Source organism: Lentzea sp. (assembly GCF_036380075.1).
Lineage (GTDB): Bacteria > Actinomycetota > Actinomycetes > Mycobacteriales > Pseudonocardiaceae > Lentzea.
Genome location: NZ_DASVFL010000020.1, coordinates 47,353 through 61,572, shown reverse-complemented (window position 1 = coordinate 61,572; position 14,220 = coordinate 47,353). Strand labels below are relative to the sequence as shown.

15 protein-coding genes are annotated in these 14,220 nt (G+C 72.1%); 11 read left to right on the top strand and 4 right to left on the bottom strand.

Annotation, left to right across the window (positions count from 1 at the left end):
* Nucleotides 1–10 precede the first annotated feature (10 nt).
* Nucleotides 11–793, top strand: a complete 783-nt coding sequence (locus VF330_RS01900) for a basic secretory protein-like protein (protein ID WP_330849708.1) — start codon at nt 11–13, stop codon at nt 791–793.
* Nucleotides 794–802: 9 nt separating this feature from the next.
* Nucleotides 803–1,906 (top strand): glycosyltransferase family 4 protein, encoded by a 1,104-nt coding sequence (locus tag VF330_RS01895; protein WP_330849707.1) that lies wholly within the window; start codon nt 803–805, stop codon nt 1,904–1,906.
* Between the two features lie 204 nt (nt 1,907–2,110).
* Here VF330_RS01895 and VF330_RS01890 read toward each other — a convergent pair whose 3' ends face one another.
* Complete coding sequence (locus VF330_RS01890) at nt 2,111–4,969, bottom strand: AfsR/SARP family transcriptional regulator (RefSeq protein WP_330849706.1); 2,859 nt, start codon at nt 4,967–4,969, stop codon at nt 2,111–2,113.
* 247 nt (nt 4,970–5,216) lie between these two features.
* Complete coding sequence (locus VF330_RS01885) at nt 5,217–7,013, bottom strand: long-chain fatty acid--CoA ligase (RefSeq protein WP_330849705.1); 1,797 nt, start codon at nt 7,011–7,013, stop codon at nt 5,217–5,219.
* Between the two features lie 98 nt (nt 7,014–7,111).
* Between VF330_RS01885 and VF330_RS01880 the strand changes: the two genes are divergently transcribed.
* Genes VF330_RS01880 through VF330_RS01855 form a run of 6 tightly spaced genes read left to right on the top strand, consistent with a single transcriptional unit; the run spans nt 7,112 to nt 11,349 of the window.
* Nucleotides 7,112–7,492 (top strand): polyketide cyclase / dehydrase and lipid transport, encoded by a 381-nt coding sequence (locus VF330_RS01880; protein WP_330849704.1) that lies wholly within the window; start codon nt 7,112–7,114, stop codon nt 7,490–7,492.
* Between the two features lie 30 nt (nt 7,493–7,522).
* A complete protein-coding gene (locus VF330_RS01875; protein WP_330849703.1) occupies nt 7,523–8,311 on the top strand; it encodes a metallophosphoesterase family protein in 789 nt (262 codons plus the stop codon).
* A gap of 23 nt (nt 8,312–8,334) precedes the next feature.
* Complete coding sequence (locus VF330_RS01870; protein ID WP_330849702.1) at nt 8,335–8,775, top strand: SRPBCC family protein; 441 nt, start codon at nt 8,335–8,337, stop codon at nt 8,773–8,775.
* Complete coding sequence (locus tag VF330_RS01865) at nt 8,772–9,992, top strand: ArsA family ATPase (protein ID WP_330849701.1); 1,221 nt, start codon at nt 8,772–8,774, stop codon at nt 9,990–9,992. The genes VF330_RS01870 and VF330_RS01865 overlap by 4 nt, the downstream gene beginning before the upstream one ends.
* A 26-nt stretch (nt 9,993–10,018) precedes the next feature.
* On the top strand, nt 10,019–10,363 hold the full coding sequence (locus VF330_RS01860) for a hypothetical protein (protein WP_330849700.1): 345 nt from the start codon (nt 10,019–10,021) through the stop codon (nt 10,361–10,363).
* A gap of 14 nt (nt 10,364–10,377) precedes the next feature.
* Nucleotides 10,378–11,349, top strand: coding sequence for an ROK family glucokinase (locus VF330_RS01855; RefSeq protein ID WP_414675320.1), 972 nt, complete (start codon nt 10,378–10,380; stop codon nt 11,347–11,349).
* On the opposite strand, the gene VF330_RS01850 is transcribed toward VF330_RS01855, so the two are convergent.
* Nucleotides 11,346–11,669 carry a DUF3140 domain-containing protein gene (locus tag VF330_RS01850; protein ID WP_330849698.1) on the bottom strand — a complete coding sequence of 108 codons (324 nt, stop codon included), beginning with the start codon at nt 11,667–11,669 and terminating at the stop codon, nt 11,346–11,348. The two genes, VF330_RS01855 and VF330_RS01850, sit on opposite strands and share 4 nt — an antisense overlap.
* A 49-nt stretch (nt 11,670–11,718) precedes the next feature.
* Between VF330_RS01850 and VF330_RS01845 the strand changes: the two genes are divergently transcribed.
* Nucleotides 11,719–11,934 (top strand): DUF2945 domain-containing protein, encoded by a 216-nt coding sequence (locus VF330_RS01845; RefSeq protein WP_330849697.1) that lies wholly within the window; start codon nt 11,719–11,721, stop codon nt 11,932–11,934.
* Between the two features lie 297 nt (nt 11,935–12,231).
* Here VF330_RS01845 and VF330_RS01840 read toward each other — a convergent pair whose 3' ends face one another.
* Entirely contained in the window at nt 12,232–12,702 is a 471-nt protein-coding gene (locus VF330_RS01840) for a hypothetical protein (RefSeq protein WP_330849696.1), read from the bottom strand.
* 211 nt (nt 12,703–12,913) lie between these two features.
* Here VF330_RS01840 and VF330_RS01835 point away from each other — a divergent pair, with 211 nt between their 5' ends.
* Together VF330_RS01835 and VF330_RS01830 are read left to right on the top strand one after the other, a co-directional pair.
* Entirely contained in the window at nt 12,914–13,648 is a 735-nt protein-coding gene (locus VF330_RS01835) for a lysophospholipid acyltransferase family protein (RefSeq protein WP_330849695.1), read from the top strand.
* Nucleotides 13,649–13,669: 21 nt separating this feature from the next.
* Nucleotides 13,670–14,182, top strand: a complete 513-nt coding sequence (locus VF330_RS01830) for a polyadenylate-specific 3'-exoribonuclease AS (protein ID WP_330849694.1) — start codon at nt 13,670–13,672, stop codon at nt 14,180–14,182.
* Nucleotides 14,183–14,220 lie beyond the last annotated feature (38 nt).

Sequence of the window (14,220 nt, the reverse complement as noted above, 5' to 3'; positions counted from 1 at the left end):
CGTTGCGCCGGTGAAGCACCTCCGGACGTTGCTGGCGATCACGGTCGCCCTGACGTTCCTGCTCGGCCTGACCGTCGCCACCCGTCCCGTCGAACAGCGGCCGGTCGAGAGCGCGCAGTGCGAGAAGACCGTGCTGACGACGTCGTCGGGCACGGTGACCAGCAGTTCCTGCGACAGCGCGCTGGCGACAAGGGCGTCGGCGGTGCTGGACGAGTCCGTCCGCGGGGTCGCCGATATATTGGATATCAGTCCGGGGAAGGTCTCCTGGGTCCAGCGCGTCGAGGTCGTCGTGCCGGCGTCGGACCGGGAGCTGGTGGCGCTCGTCGGACCGGCGTTCGCGGACATGGCCGGGATCGCGATCCGCGACGGGGCCGGCCAGCGCGTGGTCCTCAACCGGACCCGTGCGGCGGCGTTGTCGGATCTCGAACTGCGCGTGCTGCTGCGCCACGAGATCACGCACGTGGCGACCCGCGACCTCACCTCGGACTCCGCCCCGCTGTGGCTGGTGGAGGGGTTCGCGGACTGGGTGGCGTTCCACGGCCTGGGGCTCTCGCTGCGCCAAGCCGCGCCGGCCCTCACCCCGGACGTCACGGCGCTGCCGACCGACTTCGGCGGACCGGGGCGCGACCTCGCCTACCAGCAGGCCTACTCGATCATGGTCTACCTGGAGTCGGCGCTGGGCGAGCACGGCGTCGTCGACTTCTTCCTCCAGCACGCGTCGATGTCCGCGGCCGACCTGGACGACGTCGACGTCGCGGGCTGGCGCGCGTTTCTGCGGACGAGCATCGGATAGCGTTGGCCCGTGCGCCGAACCTTGCTGGTGACCAACGACTTCCCGCCCCGCCCCGGTGGCATCCAGTCCTACCTGCACGCTCTGGCGACACGGCTGCCCGCGGACTCCCTCGTCGTGTACGCGCCGAAGTGGAAGGGCGCCGAGGAGTTCGACGCACGTCAGCCGTTCCCGGTGGTGAGGCACCCCACGTCGTTGATGTTGCCGACGCCGGACGTCCTCGCGCGCGCTCGTGACATCGCCCGCGCCGAGTCGTGCGAGGCGGCGTGGTTCGGCGCCGCGGCGCCGCTGGCGTTGCTGGCGCCGTCACTCGGCCTGAGCCGCGCGGTGGCCTCGACGCACGGGCACGAGGTCGGCTGGTCGATGTTGCCGGTGGCGCGGCAGGCTTTGCGGGCCATCGGGTCCGGTGTGGACGTCGTCACGTACGTCAGCAAGTACACGCGGTCGCGCTTCGCGGCGGCGTTCGGCGCGATGGCGGCACTGGAACACCTGCCGTCCGGTGTGGACACCGAGCTGTACCGCCCGGACCCGGCCGCGCGCGCCGAGATCCGCCGCCGTCACGGCCTGGGCGACCGGCCCGTCATCGTGTGCGTGTCGCGGCTGGTGCCGCGCAAGGGCCAGGACGTCCTGATCCACGCGCTGCCGCTGATCCAGCGCGCGGTGCCGGACGCCGCGTTGCTGATCGTCGGCGGCGGCCCGTACCGCGGCACGCTGGAGAAGCTGGCCGCCGGCAACCGCGACGTGGTCCTGACCGGATCCGTGCCGTGGGAAGAGCTGCCCGCGCACTACAACGCCGGTGACGTGTTCGCGATGCCGTGCCGCACCCGCGGCCGCGGCCTCGACGTCGAAGGCCTCGGCATCGTCTACCTGGAGGCCTCGGCGACGGGCCTGCCCGTGGTGGCCGGCCGGTCCGGCGGCGCACCCGAGACCGTGCTGAACGGCACCACGGGCAACATCGTCGACGGGCTCGACGTCGAGGACGTCGCCGCGAAGGTCGGCGCGCTGCTCGCCGACCCGGAGATGGCCGCGAAGATGGGCCGCGCCGGGCGGGAGTGGGTGAGCGACCACTGGCGGTGGGACCAGCTCGCACACCGCCTCGAAGGCCTGATCGGCTGACGAAGGCCACCGCACCGATATCCAGTACGCGATATCCAGTACGCGATATATCGCGGCTCCTCGTCGGACAAGCCGGTATGTGATGTATTGGATATCGGCGGCTCGAAGACAACGTTGTCATTCGCGGCTGGGCCTGGCCCGTATGCGATATATCGCCGCTCATCCGAGGTGCCGGTATGCGATATATCGGATATCGCGGGTGCGTCAGGCCAGCTCGCGGGCCCGGTTCTCCAGCGCCCGCAACCCCAGCTCGGCGCTCCGCCGCACGGCCTCGTCCGCAGCGGCCCGCGACTCGGCAGACCGGGCGAGCTCACCCAGCACCACGGCCAGGCTGATCAACGCCCGGACCTCGCCGGAGGCGTAGCCGATCCGCCGGGCCGTGGCCAGGGCCTGCTCGAACAGCGCCACCGCAGCCTCCGGCTCGGCCATGGCCCGGCGCACCTCGCCGAGCGTGATCCGGACCGCCGTCGCCACCTGCGCGTCGCCGCCGTCCGCCACCAGCGACAGGGCGCGGGAGGCGAACGCCAGCGCCGCCTCCGGGTTGCTCTCCGCCAGCTCGACGGCGGCCAGGTTGTCGAGGGCCTCGGCGTCACCGGCGGGCACGTTGCCGAGGTCCAGCGCGCGGTCGAGGTGGGCGCGGGCCTCGGCCAGGCGGCCCTGCAGGCGCAGCGCCATGCCCAGGTAGGCGTGGCTGTCGGCGTTCGGGGCGAGGGCCAGTGCCTGGGAGAAGTGCTCGACGGCGCCGTCGACGTCGCCGAGCTCGATGGCGAGCTGGCCGAGGTTGTACAGGCCGGTGCTGACGCTGTCGGCCGAGTGCAGCATCGCCAGGCAGCGGACCAGTGCCTCCCTGGCGAGGCCCAGCTCTCCCGAGCGGCGGTGCACGAGGCTGAGGTTGTTCAGCACGCTCGCCTCGGCGTCCTCGTCGCCGAGCGCGCGGTACAGCTCGATCGCGTGGTCGTGGTGCTCGACCGACAGCGCGTACTCGCCGAGCCGCAGGTAGAGGGTGCCGAGGTTGGCGTGCATCGCGGCTTCGGCCGGGCGGTGCTCCGCCGCCTGCGCCGCGGCGAGGGCGTGGCGGGCGGTCGCGAGCCACTCGCCGACGTGCTGGCCGATCCACAGGTAGCCGCGCAGCGCGTCGGCCAGCTGCCACGCCAGCGGGGCCGGGCCGTGCTCGGCGGCGTGCCGGATGGCGGCGGCCAGGTTCGGGCGTTCCGCGTCGAGCCACACCAGGGCCTCCGCGGCGCCGGCGATCCGCGGGACCGGACCGGCCGGGGACGTCGGCAGCCGCACGATGCCGGGGTAGAGCAGCTCCGCGCACCGTTCGACGCCGCGCAGGTAGTGGTGCAGCAGCGCGGTCCAGGCCAGGTCCTGCTCGGCAGGGCTGTCCGCCTCCTCGCACAACGCGGCGGCGTAGCGCACCAGCTCGTCGTGCAACCGGTAGCGGCCCGGCCCGGAGGACACCACCAGGCGCGCGATCTCCAGCACCGTCAGCAGGCCCTCGGCGTCCACGTCGGCCAGCGCCGAGGCCGCCTCCGCCGTGAAGTCCGGGCCGGGCACGACCGACAGCAGCCGGAACAACCGGCGCGGCGCGGGCGGCAGGGCGGCGGAGGCCAGCTCGATCGGCGAGCCCGGGATCGTCACGTCGCCGCGCCCGGCCAGGTACGCCGCCGCCACCCGCAACGCCAGCGGCAGGTGCCCGCACCGCTCCGCCAGCTCGGCGTGGTCACCCGGTCCGAGCAGCGACGACAGCAGCGCGGCCGACTCCGCGGGCGGGAACACGTCCACCGGCACGGTCCGCGCGCCGTTCATCGCGATCAACCCGCGCAGGTCGTCGCGCGACGTCACGATCACCCGGCACGACGACGTCCCCGGCAGCAGCGGCCGCACCTGGTCCGGCGCGGAGGCGTTGTCCAGCACCAGCAGCATCCGCCGGCCCGCCAGCAACGACCGCAGCACCGTGCTCTGCTCGTCCGCGTCCGCCGGGATCTCGTCCGGCGGCACCCCGAGCGCCCGCAGGAACCGCGACAGCACGTCCACCCCGTCGACCGGCGGCCCCAGCGCGTACCCGCGCAGGTCGACGTACAGCCGCCCGTCGGGGAACCGGTCCCGCAGCAGGTGCGCCACGTGCACCGCCAGCGTCGTCTTGCCCACGCCCGGCGGTCCCGCCAGCGTCACGATCGGCACCGACCCGCCCGTGAGCAGGCCCGAGACCCGCTCGACGTGCCGGGCGCGGCCGGTGAAGTCCGCGATGTCGTCCGGCAGCCGCAGCGGGGCCGGCGCCCGTTCCGGCAGCCGCGAGGCCACCGGCGCGGCCAGCTCCGGCGCGCCCACCAGGATCGCCTGGTGCAGCGACCGCAGCTCGGCGGACGGGTCGATGCCCAGCTGCTCGTCGAGCGCCCGGTCGAGCTGCCGGAACGCCTCCAGCGCCTCCGCCTGCCTGCTGCCGCGGTACAGCGCGAGCATCAGCTGCGCCCAGAACCGCTCGCGCAGCGGGTGGTCCCTGGTCAGCGCGAACAGCTCCGGCACGATGCCCGCGTGGTTGCCCAGCGCGAGCTCCACGTCCACCCGCTGCTCGTGCACCGTCATCAGCAGCTCGGTCAGTCGCGGCGAGTGCTCGGCGTACAACGTCTCCGACGGCACGTCCGACAGCACCGGCCCGCGCCACAGCTCCAACGCCTCGGCAAACGCTTTCCGCGCTGTGGTCAGGTCGGCGGAGGCGACGGCGGCTCGTCCCCGCGCCGCCGCGTCGGCGAACCGGTGCACGTCCACGGCCAGCGGGTCGACCCGCATCCGGTAGCCGTCGGCGGCGGTCTGGATCAACGACGGGTCGCCCAGCGCGGCGCGCAGCCGCATGACGTACGTCTGCACGGCGCCACGGGTGCGCGCGGGAGGGGTGTCGCCCCACACGTGCCCGACGAGCTCCGTCACCGGGACGACGCGGTTGGGCCTGAGCAGCAACGCCGCCAGCAACGCCCGGTGCTTGCCCGCGCGGAGCACCACCGGCGTGCCGTCCAGGCGCACCTCCATCGGGCCGAGCAGCCGGAACTGCGGACCCGGAGCCATCGCCTTCCCCTCGTGGTCGCCGGAAGATCCCCTCTGCCCGACAGCCTATGGGCGTGCTGTCGCGGAGTGACATCGACGCGTCAGCGAAACGTCAGCGCCGTACGGCAATCTTCTCCACGTCCCGGTCGGGGGGCCGGGGCGACAACTTCTCGGGTTCGGCGGAGGTCTCCGCGGATCACGATCGCTGGGGGTCGAAAGGCCCAGGAGCTCTCTCTCAGCTCCTGGGCCTTTCGCGTACCTCCCGGACCTACTTCGCGTAGATCGCGTCGATGTCCGACGCGTAGGTCGTCGCCACGACCGACCGCTTCAGCTTCAGCGACGGCGTCATCTCGCCGCCCGCCTCGGTGAAGTCCACCGGCAGCACGCGGAACTTGCGGATCGCCTCCGCCTTCGACACGGTCTTGTTCGCCTCGTCGACCACGGCCTGGATCTCGGCGATCAGGTCCGCGTCCTCGATCAGGTCGGGCACCTCGGCCGACGCCGGCTTGCCGTGCGACTCCTTCCACGACGGGAAGAACTCCGGGTCGATGGTGATCAGCGCGCCGATGAACGGCTGCTTGTCGCCGACGACCATGCACTGCGAGATCAGCGGGTGCGCCCGGATGCGGTCCTCGAGCTGCGCGGGGGAGACGTTCTTGCCACCGGCGGTGACGATGATCTCCTTCTTGCGGCCCGTGATCTTCAGGAACCCGTCGCCGTCGAGCTCGCCGATGTCCCCGGTGTGGAACCAGCCGTCCTCGAGGGCCTCCTTGGTGGCAGCCTCGTTGTTCCAGTAGCCGGTGAACACGATCTCGCCCTTGATGAGGATCTCGCCGTCCTCGGCGATCCTCACCGACGTGCCCGGCACCGGCGGGCCGACCGTGCCGACCTTCTCCTGGCCGCGGAACGTCACGCACGCCGCCGCGGAGGTCTCGGTCAGGCCGTAGCCCTCGTAGACGGGGATGCCCGCGCCGCGGAAGAAGTGCGACAGCCGGTCGCCCAGCGGCGCGCCACCGGAGACCGCGGCGACCGCGCGGCCGCCCAGCGCGGCGCGCAGCTTCGCGAACACCAGCTTGTCGAACACCGCGTGCTTGAGCCGCAGGCCCAGGCCCGGACCGCCGTTGTCGAGCGCGGCCGAGTACGCGACCGAGGTGGCCTCGGCGGCGTCGAAGATCTTGCCCTTGCCGCCGGCGTGCGCCTTCTGCTTCGCGCCGTTGTAGACCTTCTCGAACACGCGCGGCACCGCCACGACGAACGTCGGGCGGAACTGGCCGAGGTCGTCGACGAGGTTCTTCACGTCCGCGGTGTGGCCCAGCGTCACGCGCGAGTACACGCACGCCAGCGCCAGGGCGCGCGCCAGGATGTGCGCGAGCGGCAGGAACAGCAGCAGCGAGTTGCCCGCGGCGAGGATCTCGGGGAACCGCGACAGCGCCGACCGCACCTCGGCCACGAGGTTGCGGTGCGTCAGCGTGCAGCCCTTGGGACGGCCGGTGGTGCCGGACGTGTAGACCAGCGTGGCCGTGTGGTCGGCCTTGGCCTGCGCGCGGCGCTCGTGCACCTGCTCGTCGGTGATCTCGGCGCCCAGCGCCGTCAGCTCGTCGACGGCCGCGGCCGAGCCCTCGATCTGCCACACGTGGCGCAGCTCGGGCAGCTTGCCGACGACGTCGTCGACCAGCGCGCGGTGCGAGGACGCCTCGACGAAGACCGCCTTGGCGCCGGAGTCGGACAGGATCCACTCGATCTGGTCCGCCGACGACGTCTCGTAGATCGGGACCACGACGCCGCCCGCCGCCCAGATGGCGAAGTCGAGCAACGACCACTCGTAGCGGGTCTTGGAGACCAGGCCGACCCGGTCGCCCAGCTCGAGACCGGCCGCTACCAGGCCCTTGGCGACGGCCATCACCTGCGCGGCGAAGTCACGCGCCGTGATGTCCACCCAGGTGCCGTCGACCTGCCTGCGGAAGCTGACGGCGTTGCCGAAGCGCTCCGCGTTGGCCCACACCATGTCGGTGAGGTTCTCCTCCGGAGCCACTTCGGCCGTGGCGGGGACGCTGAACTCGCGCACGTCAACCTCCGTACGGTGTTTTGTTACTGGTGGGGAAACTTAGCGTGTGATTCCGGCGATACAAAGGTCGGTACGCCCTTCCGTTACCTTTTGTCCTCATGGCGAGCGTCGATGTGGTTGACGAGACTTTCCTGGCGGTGCCACCCGGCGTGGTCGCCGCCGCGTTCGCCGCTCCCTCGTCGTGGCGGCGGTTCTGGCCCGACCTGGAGCTCGACGTCTACGCGAACCGCGGCGACGAGGGTCTGCGCTGGACGGTCGGCGGCGCGCTCGTCGGCACCATGGAGGTCTGGCTCGAGCCCGTGCTCGACGGCACCGTTGTGCACTACTTCCTCCGCGCTGATCCACCGGCCGGGTCGCTCACGCCGCGCAACGCCCGCCGCGAGGTGCGACGCCGCCAGCTCGACGCGAAGTCCGTCGCACTGGGCCTCAAGCTGACGCTGGAGGACGGCCGTCCCGCCGGCTGCCCACCGCTCCCGTGATCTTGCCAAGACTTCAACTAAGTTGGAACCGTGCGGGTTCACGTGGTTTCCGATGTGCACGGCAACGCGGAGGCGCTCGCGCGCGCCGGTGAGGGTGCCGACGCCCTCGTCGTGCTCGGCGACCTGATCGACTTCGTCGACTACCACGACCACTCCGGGGGCATCCTCGGCCGCGTCTTCGGGCCGGAGAAGGTCGGGATCTTCGCGGAGCTGCGCAGGGGCACCCGGCGCGCCGACACCGCGAGCTACATCCGGTCGCTGTGGGACGGTCTCGCCGACGCGCGCTCCGTCGTCGAGGAAGCGGTCCTGGAGCAGTACGACGCGCTGTTCTCGGCGATGTCCGCGCCGACGTACGCGACACCGGGCAATGTGGACAGTCCGCACCTGTGGCCGCGGTTCGCGGGCGCCGGCGTGCACGTCCTCGACGGCGAGGCGACCGAGATCGGCGGCCTGCGGTTCGGCTTCGCCGGCGGCGGCCTGATGCTGCCGGGCTCCGTGCGCAACCCCGACGCGCCGTGGCTGCCGTACCTGCGCACGGAGCAGGAGATGGCCTCCGCGCTGGACCGGATGGGGCAGGTCGACGTGCTGTGCACGCACATCCCGCCGCACATCCCGGACCTGACCTACGACGTCGTCGCGCGCCGTCCCGAGTGGGGCTCGCGGGCCGCGCTGGACAAGATCGTGCGCGAACGGCCGCGCTGGTCGGTGTTCGGGCACGTGCACCAGCCGCTGGCCCGGCGCGTGCGCGTGGGCCACACCGAGTGCATCAACGTCGGGCACTTCCAGCGCAGCGGCAAGCCTCACGTCCTCAACTGGTGAAGACGCGAGTAACCTCCTCACACATGGCCGACGAGTCCACTCAGTCCATCGTCATCGACGCGCCGCCCGAGAAGATCATGGCGATCATCGCTGACTTCCCGTCGTACCCGGACTGGGCGAACGGGATGAAGGAGGTCGAGGTCCTCGGCACCGGTGCGGACGGCCGCGCCGACCAGGTCCGGTTCGCGATCGACCAGGGGCCCGTCAAGGACGAGTACACCCTGTCCTACGACTGGTCCGCCGACGGCCTGTCCGTGCAGTGGGACCTCGTCAAGGGCACCATGCAGAAGTCCCAGCACGGCAGCTACGTGCTGGAGCCGTCCGGGACCGGCACCAAGGTCACCTACACGCTGTCGGTGCAGCTGGTGATCCCTATGATCGGCCTGTTCCGCCGCAAGGCCGAGAAGCTGATCCTCGACACCGCGCTCAAGGAGCTCAAGAAGCGCGCGGAGAAGGCGGCTTGAGCCAGGTCCTGCTCTTCACCGGCAAGGGCGGGGTCGGCAAGACGACGCTGGCCGCCGCCACGGCGGCCTCCCTCGCGGCCGGCGGGCGCAAAGCGCTCGTGGTCTCCACCGACCCCGCGCACTCGCTCGCCGACGCCCTCGACGTCCGCCTGGGCTCCTCTCCGTCCGAAGTGGACACCCCCGAGATGGGTGTCGGCGGCCTCTACGCCTGCCAGATCGACCCCAGGGGCCTCGTCGACGAGGCGTGGGGTGAGCTGCGCGGACACCTGCGCACCGTGCTCGCCGGCGCGGGCGTCGACGAGCTCGACGCCGAGGAGCTGACCGTGCTGCCCGGCGTCGAGGAGCTCCTCGCGCTCGCGGAGGTGCGGCGGCTCGCCGTGTCCGGGCCGTGGGAGGTCGTGGTCGTCGACTGCGGCCCGACCGCCGAGACGCTGCGGCTGCTGTCGCTGCCCGAGGCGTTCGCGGGCTACCTCGAACGGCTCTTCCCCACCCACCGGCGCGTGGTGCGCGGCCTGCTCGCCGGGGTCGCGGGCACCGGGAGCGTCGAGAAGTGGGACGCGACCGCCGACGCGCTGAGCAGGCTCGCCGAACGGCTGGACGCGCTGCGGTCGATGCTCGCCGACCCGTCGACGTGCTCGGTGCGGCTCGTCCTGACGCCCGAACGCGTGGTCGCCGCCGAGACCCGGCGCACGCTGACCGCGCTCGCTCTGCAGGGCATCCGCGTCGACGGCGTGGTCGCGAACCGGCTGGTGCCCTCGCCGGGCGCCGCGCGCGGTGCGGCCGCCACGTGGCTGCGGACCCGCCGGCACGAGCAGGACGCGGTGCTCGCGGAGCTGACCGGCATCGGCGAGATCCGCACGGTCGACCACCGCGCGTCCGAGCCCGTCGGCGTGCCCGCGCTGCTGGAGGTGGCCGCGCAGCTCTACGGCGACGAGGACCCGTTGCCGGCCTCGGCCGCGCCGGAGTCGATGCTGGAGGTCTCGGGCAGCGGGCGCGGGCTCGACGCCCGGTACTCGCTGCGGATCGCGTTGCCGCTGGCCGACGACACCGACCTGGACCTGGCGCGGGTGGGCGACGACCTCGCGCTGACCGTCGACGGGCGGCGCCGGCTCGTGGCGCTGCCGTCGTTGCTCAGGCGCTGCATCGTGACCGGTGCGGAGATGGATTCGGGCGGCGTGACGGTGGAATTCCGTCCCGACCCGTCCCTCTGGCGCTGACCGTGGCGCTGATCAGGAGCTCGTAGATGACCCAGGACAACACCGGCAAGCTCGCCGAGGAGCTGCGGCTGCTCCTCGACACCGCCGCCGAGCGGATGCAGCCGTGGCTGCAGCGCGTCGCCGAGGCGGGCGACGGCTCGCACGCGCCCGAGACGTGCGGCTGGTGCCCGCTGTGCAACGGCGTGGCGCTGCTGCGCGGCGACCGCTCCGAGCTGGCCTCGAAGGCCGCCGAGCACGCTGCGGGCCTGGTCGCGGTGCTGCGGGCCGCCCTGCGCGAGCCCGGCGCACCTCCTGCCGCTGACGACGACGAACCCGCTCCGGACGCGGGTCAGCGCGTGCAGCACATCAAGGTCGTCAGGAAGACCGACTAGTGCTCACCGTCGGAGTGGACATCGGGGGCACCAGCGTGCGCGCGGGTGTCGTGGACGCACGCGGTTCGGTGCTCGACACCTCGCGGGCACCGACCCCGTCGAGTGAACGCGCCCTCGAGGACGCGATCGTCGCCGCCGTCGAGGAGGTGGCGGACCGGCACCCGGTCGACGCCGTCGGGCTCGCCGTCGCCGGGTTCATCGCCTCGGACCGCCGCACGGTCCGGTTCGCGCCGCACCTGGCGTGGCGGCAGGTGAACGTCGCGGACCGGATGAGCGACCGCCTCGGCATGCCCGTGGTCCTCGAACACGACGCGAATGCCGCCGCTCTCGCCGAACACCGCTTCGGTGCCGCGCGGGGTGCCTCGACGGCCGTGCTGGTCGCCATCGGCACGGGCATCGGCGCCGCGCTGCTGCTCGACGGCGAGGTCTTCCGCGGTGCGCACGGCGTCGCCCCCGAGCTGGGGCACCTGCGCGTCGTCCCGGACGGGCGGCCCTGCCCGTGCGGCAAGAACGGCTGCTGGGAGCGCTACTGCAGCGGCACGGCCCTCTCGGCGACGGCGGTGGAGCTGCTGGCCAAGCACCCCGGCGTGTCGACGGTGCTGGCCCGCGAGGCCGCCGGCGACTCCCGCGCGGTGACGGGACGACGGGTCGCGGGCGCGGCCCGGGACGGCGACCCGCTGGCCCAGCGCGCGATGGCCGACCTGGCCCGCTGGCTCGGCGAGGGCCTGGCGCTGGTCGCCGACGTCTACGACCCCGAGGTGATCGTCATCGGGGGCGGGGTGTCGACGTCGGCGCCGCTGTTCCTCGACGACGCCCGCGAGCGCTACGCCTCGGTCGTCACCGGCGCCGGCCACCGGCCGCTGGCGCGGATCCGCACCGCGCAGCTCGGGGACGACGCCGGGATCGTGGGAGCGGCGACGCTGGCCCGTGAGACGACCGCGCAGCTCACCGCGCGGGGGACCAGGAACAACTCCCGCCGCTCCTAGTTCTTCAGCGGGTCGTGGCCCCAGTTCATCAGCGAGTGGCGCCAGCGGCTGTCCTCGACGTCGCCCTTCGGCCGCTGGGCGAGGTGCCGGTGCACGTAGCCGACGACCTTGCGCATGTGCTGATGGTCGCTGTCGGTCAGGTCGTCCTTCTTCGTCCTGAGCAGCTCGACGATCCGCCGGCCCGACGCGTGCCCGGTCGACTCGCCCGACGACTTGTCGCCGGCCGCCTTGGACTCGTCGGTCTCGAGCCACTTCTCCAGTGCCGAGGCGGTCATGTTGACCGCCTCGCCGAACTCGTCGCGGGTCCTGTCGTCGCTCATGTGGTCCTCCCGGCCGGATTGACTCGTCCGTACGGGGTACCCGGTGTTCATGGACAAGCACCCCTTGAAGCCCGGTGACGAGGTCGAGTGGTCGAGCCACGGCTCGACGACGCACGGCGAGGTGAAGGAGGAGATCACCACCGAGAAGCAGGCTGCGGGCCGGAAGGTGAAGGCCTCGGAGGACGAGCCGCAGTACCGGGTGGAGAGCGCGAAGAGCGGCCGGGACGCGGTCCACAAGCCGGAGGCGCTCAAGAAGAGGAGCTGATGCTTCCGGACCGCCGGCGACGAGCAGGGCGGTTCCGGAGTGGGGTTCGCGGCGAGCGGATCGGGGATGTTCGCTCGCCGCGAACACTCACCGGGGGACTAGCGGCCGAGCAGGCGCAGGATGCGCGGGCGGCGGCGCTTGGCGCGCTCCGCGTCCTTCTTGGTCAGCGTCGCCATGGCACGGGCCATCATCAGGTGCTGCATCTGGTCCATGCCCGACACGGTAAGCACGACCGAATCGTTATCTGAAGGTTTGAGTGGCCGTTATCACGTCGTTACCGGCCGGCTCGGGACCGCGTCACACCTGGGCGCCGTCGTCCCACCCGGAGTCCGGCGGCGGGGTGTTGCGCATCCGCAGGATCAGCCAGCCGACGCCCGCGCACAGCGCCACCAGCGACAACGGCGTGCCGATGCGCGGCTGCAGGCCGAAGAGCCCCGGAGCGACCAGCAGGACGATGCCCAGCACGAACAGGCCGAGCGCGGCGAGGGTGGAGGCGCGCAGCACCGGGAACGGCGGCGGCTCCGGCGGGACGTAGTGGTCCTCGTCCTCGTGGGCCCGCCGGTCCGGCTGCTCCTCCGGCTCCGGCGCGACGTCCTGCGCCGCGTCCTCGTCGCCGCGGGAGTCGTCCGGGCGCGCCTCGTCCACGTCGAGCCAGTCCTTGCCGACCCCGTCCCGCTCGAGACCCGCGACGATCTCGGCAAAGAGCTCGTCGACGTTCTCGGGGCCGTCGGTCGAGTCGCGCCGGGCGTTCATCCAGAGCCTCTCCACGTGCCGCAACCCTCTGACTCCTCATCGTTGCACGACGGGGGAGTGTTGCGGGCTACGGCAGTCGGCTCAGTCACCTTCCCGGGACTCGCACCGGAGAAGCGTCCCGTTGGGCCGTGACGCCCGAATCCGGGATTCGTTGTGTGAGGTGCGGTCGGCTCCGTAGGCTGGTCGCCGGGATCAAGGTTCGGTGTCTAGGGAGGCGCTTCCCGCTGTGCTGTACTGGATCATGAAGCACGTCCTCCTGGGACCGATCTTGCGGCTGTTCTTCCAGCCCAAGATCATCGAGGGCGCCGAGAACATCCCCAAGGACGGCGGAGCGATCCTGGCGAGCAACCACCTCGCCGTCTCCGACTCGTTCTTCCTGCCGCTGATGCTGTCGCGGCGCGTCACCTTCCCCGCCAAGATCGAGTACTTCACCGGCACGGGGCTCAAGGGCAAGCTGCAGAAGTGGTTCTTCTCCGGCGTCGGCCAGGTGCCGATCGACCGGTCCAGCGCGTCCGCCGCGCAGGGAGCGCTCGACACCGGTGTGCGGATCGTGCGCGAGGGCAAGCTCCTCGGCATCTACCCCGAGGGCACCCGGTCGCCCGACGCGCGCCTGTACAAGGGCAAGGTCGGCGTCGCCTGGATCGCCCTGGAGTCCGGCGCGCCGGTCATCCCCGTGGCGATGTTCGGCACCGACAAGGCGAACCCCATCGGCTCGAAGATGTGGAAGCCGTACCCGATCCGCATCAAGATCGGCAAGCCGCTCGACTTCTCGCGGTACGAGGGCCTGTCCGGCGACCGGTTCGTGCTGCGGTCCATCACCGACGAGATCATGTACGCGCTGATGGAGCTCTCCGGCCAGGAGTACGTCGACGTCTACGCGGCCAAGGCCAAGGAGCAGGCCGCCGACGCGCCCGAGCAGGGCGGGAAGCCCGACCGGGTGCCCCAGAAGAAGGCGAGCTGACCGGACCCCTAGGGTGTCGCGGTGCGGTTCTTCTACGACTGTGAGTTCATCGAGGACGGGGTGACGATCGACCTCGTGTCGATCGGTGTGGTCGACGAGGAAGGCCGCGAGTTCTACGCCGTGTCCACCGAGTTCGACCCCGAACGCGCGGGTCCGTGGGTGCGGCAGAACGTCCTCAACCAGCTCCCCTCGCCCGCCGACAGGGCGTGGCGCAGCCGGGAGCGCATCCGCGAGGACCTGCTCGACTTCCTCGGCGCGCGGGGCGCCGCCCGGGACGAGGTCGAGCTGTGGGCCTGGTTCGCCGCCTACGACCACGTCGCGCTGGCCCAGCTGTGGGGTGCCATGCCGGCGTTGCCGCGCGCGTTGCCCCGGTTCACCCGCGACCTGCGGCAGCGCTGGGACGACGTCGGCCGCCCGAAGCTGCCGGCGCCGCCCGCCGACGCCCACGACGCCCTCGCCGACGCCCGGCACAACCTCGCCCGCTGGAAGGTGATCGAGGAACAGCGGCGGAAAAACGGCTTTCCTGTCCGGTAAGTGAGACCCCACGTTGCTGCACCGATACAGCTCGTGAA

What these genes read in the sequence shown, in the direction of transcription:
- VF330_RS01860 (WP_330849700.1), top strand. Translation starts at nt 10,019, where the DNA reads ATGACCCAGGACAACACCGGCAAGCTCGCCGAGGAGCTGCGGCTGCTC.
- VF330_RS01880 (WP_330849704.1), top strand. Translation starts at nt 7,112, where the DNA reads ATGGCGAGCGTCGATGTGGTTGACGAGACTTTCCTGGCGGTGCCACCC.
- VF330_RS01870 (WP_330849702.1), top strand. Translation starts at nt 8,335, where the DNA reads ATGGCCGACGAGTCCACTCAGTCCATCGTCATCGACGCGCCGCCCGAG.
- VF330_RS01850 (WP_330849698.1), bottom strand. Translation starts at nt 11,669, where the DNA reads ATGAGCGACGACAGGACCCGCGACGAGTTCGGCGAGGCGGTCAACATG.
- VF330_RS01845 (WP_330849697.1), top strand. Translation starts at nt 11,719, where the DNA reads ATGGACAAGCACCCCTTGAAGCCCGGTGACGAGGTCGAGTGGTCGAGC.
- VF330_RS01890 (WP_330849706.1), bottom strand. Translation starts at nt 4,969, where the DNA reads ATGGCTCCGGGTCCGCAGTTCCGGCTGCTCGGCCCGATGGAGGTGCGC.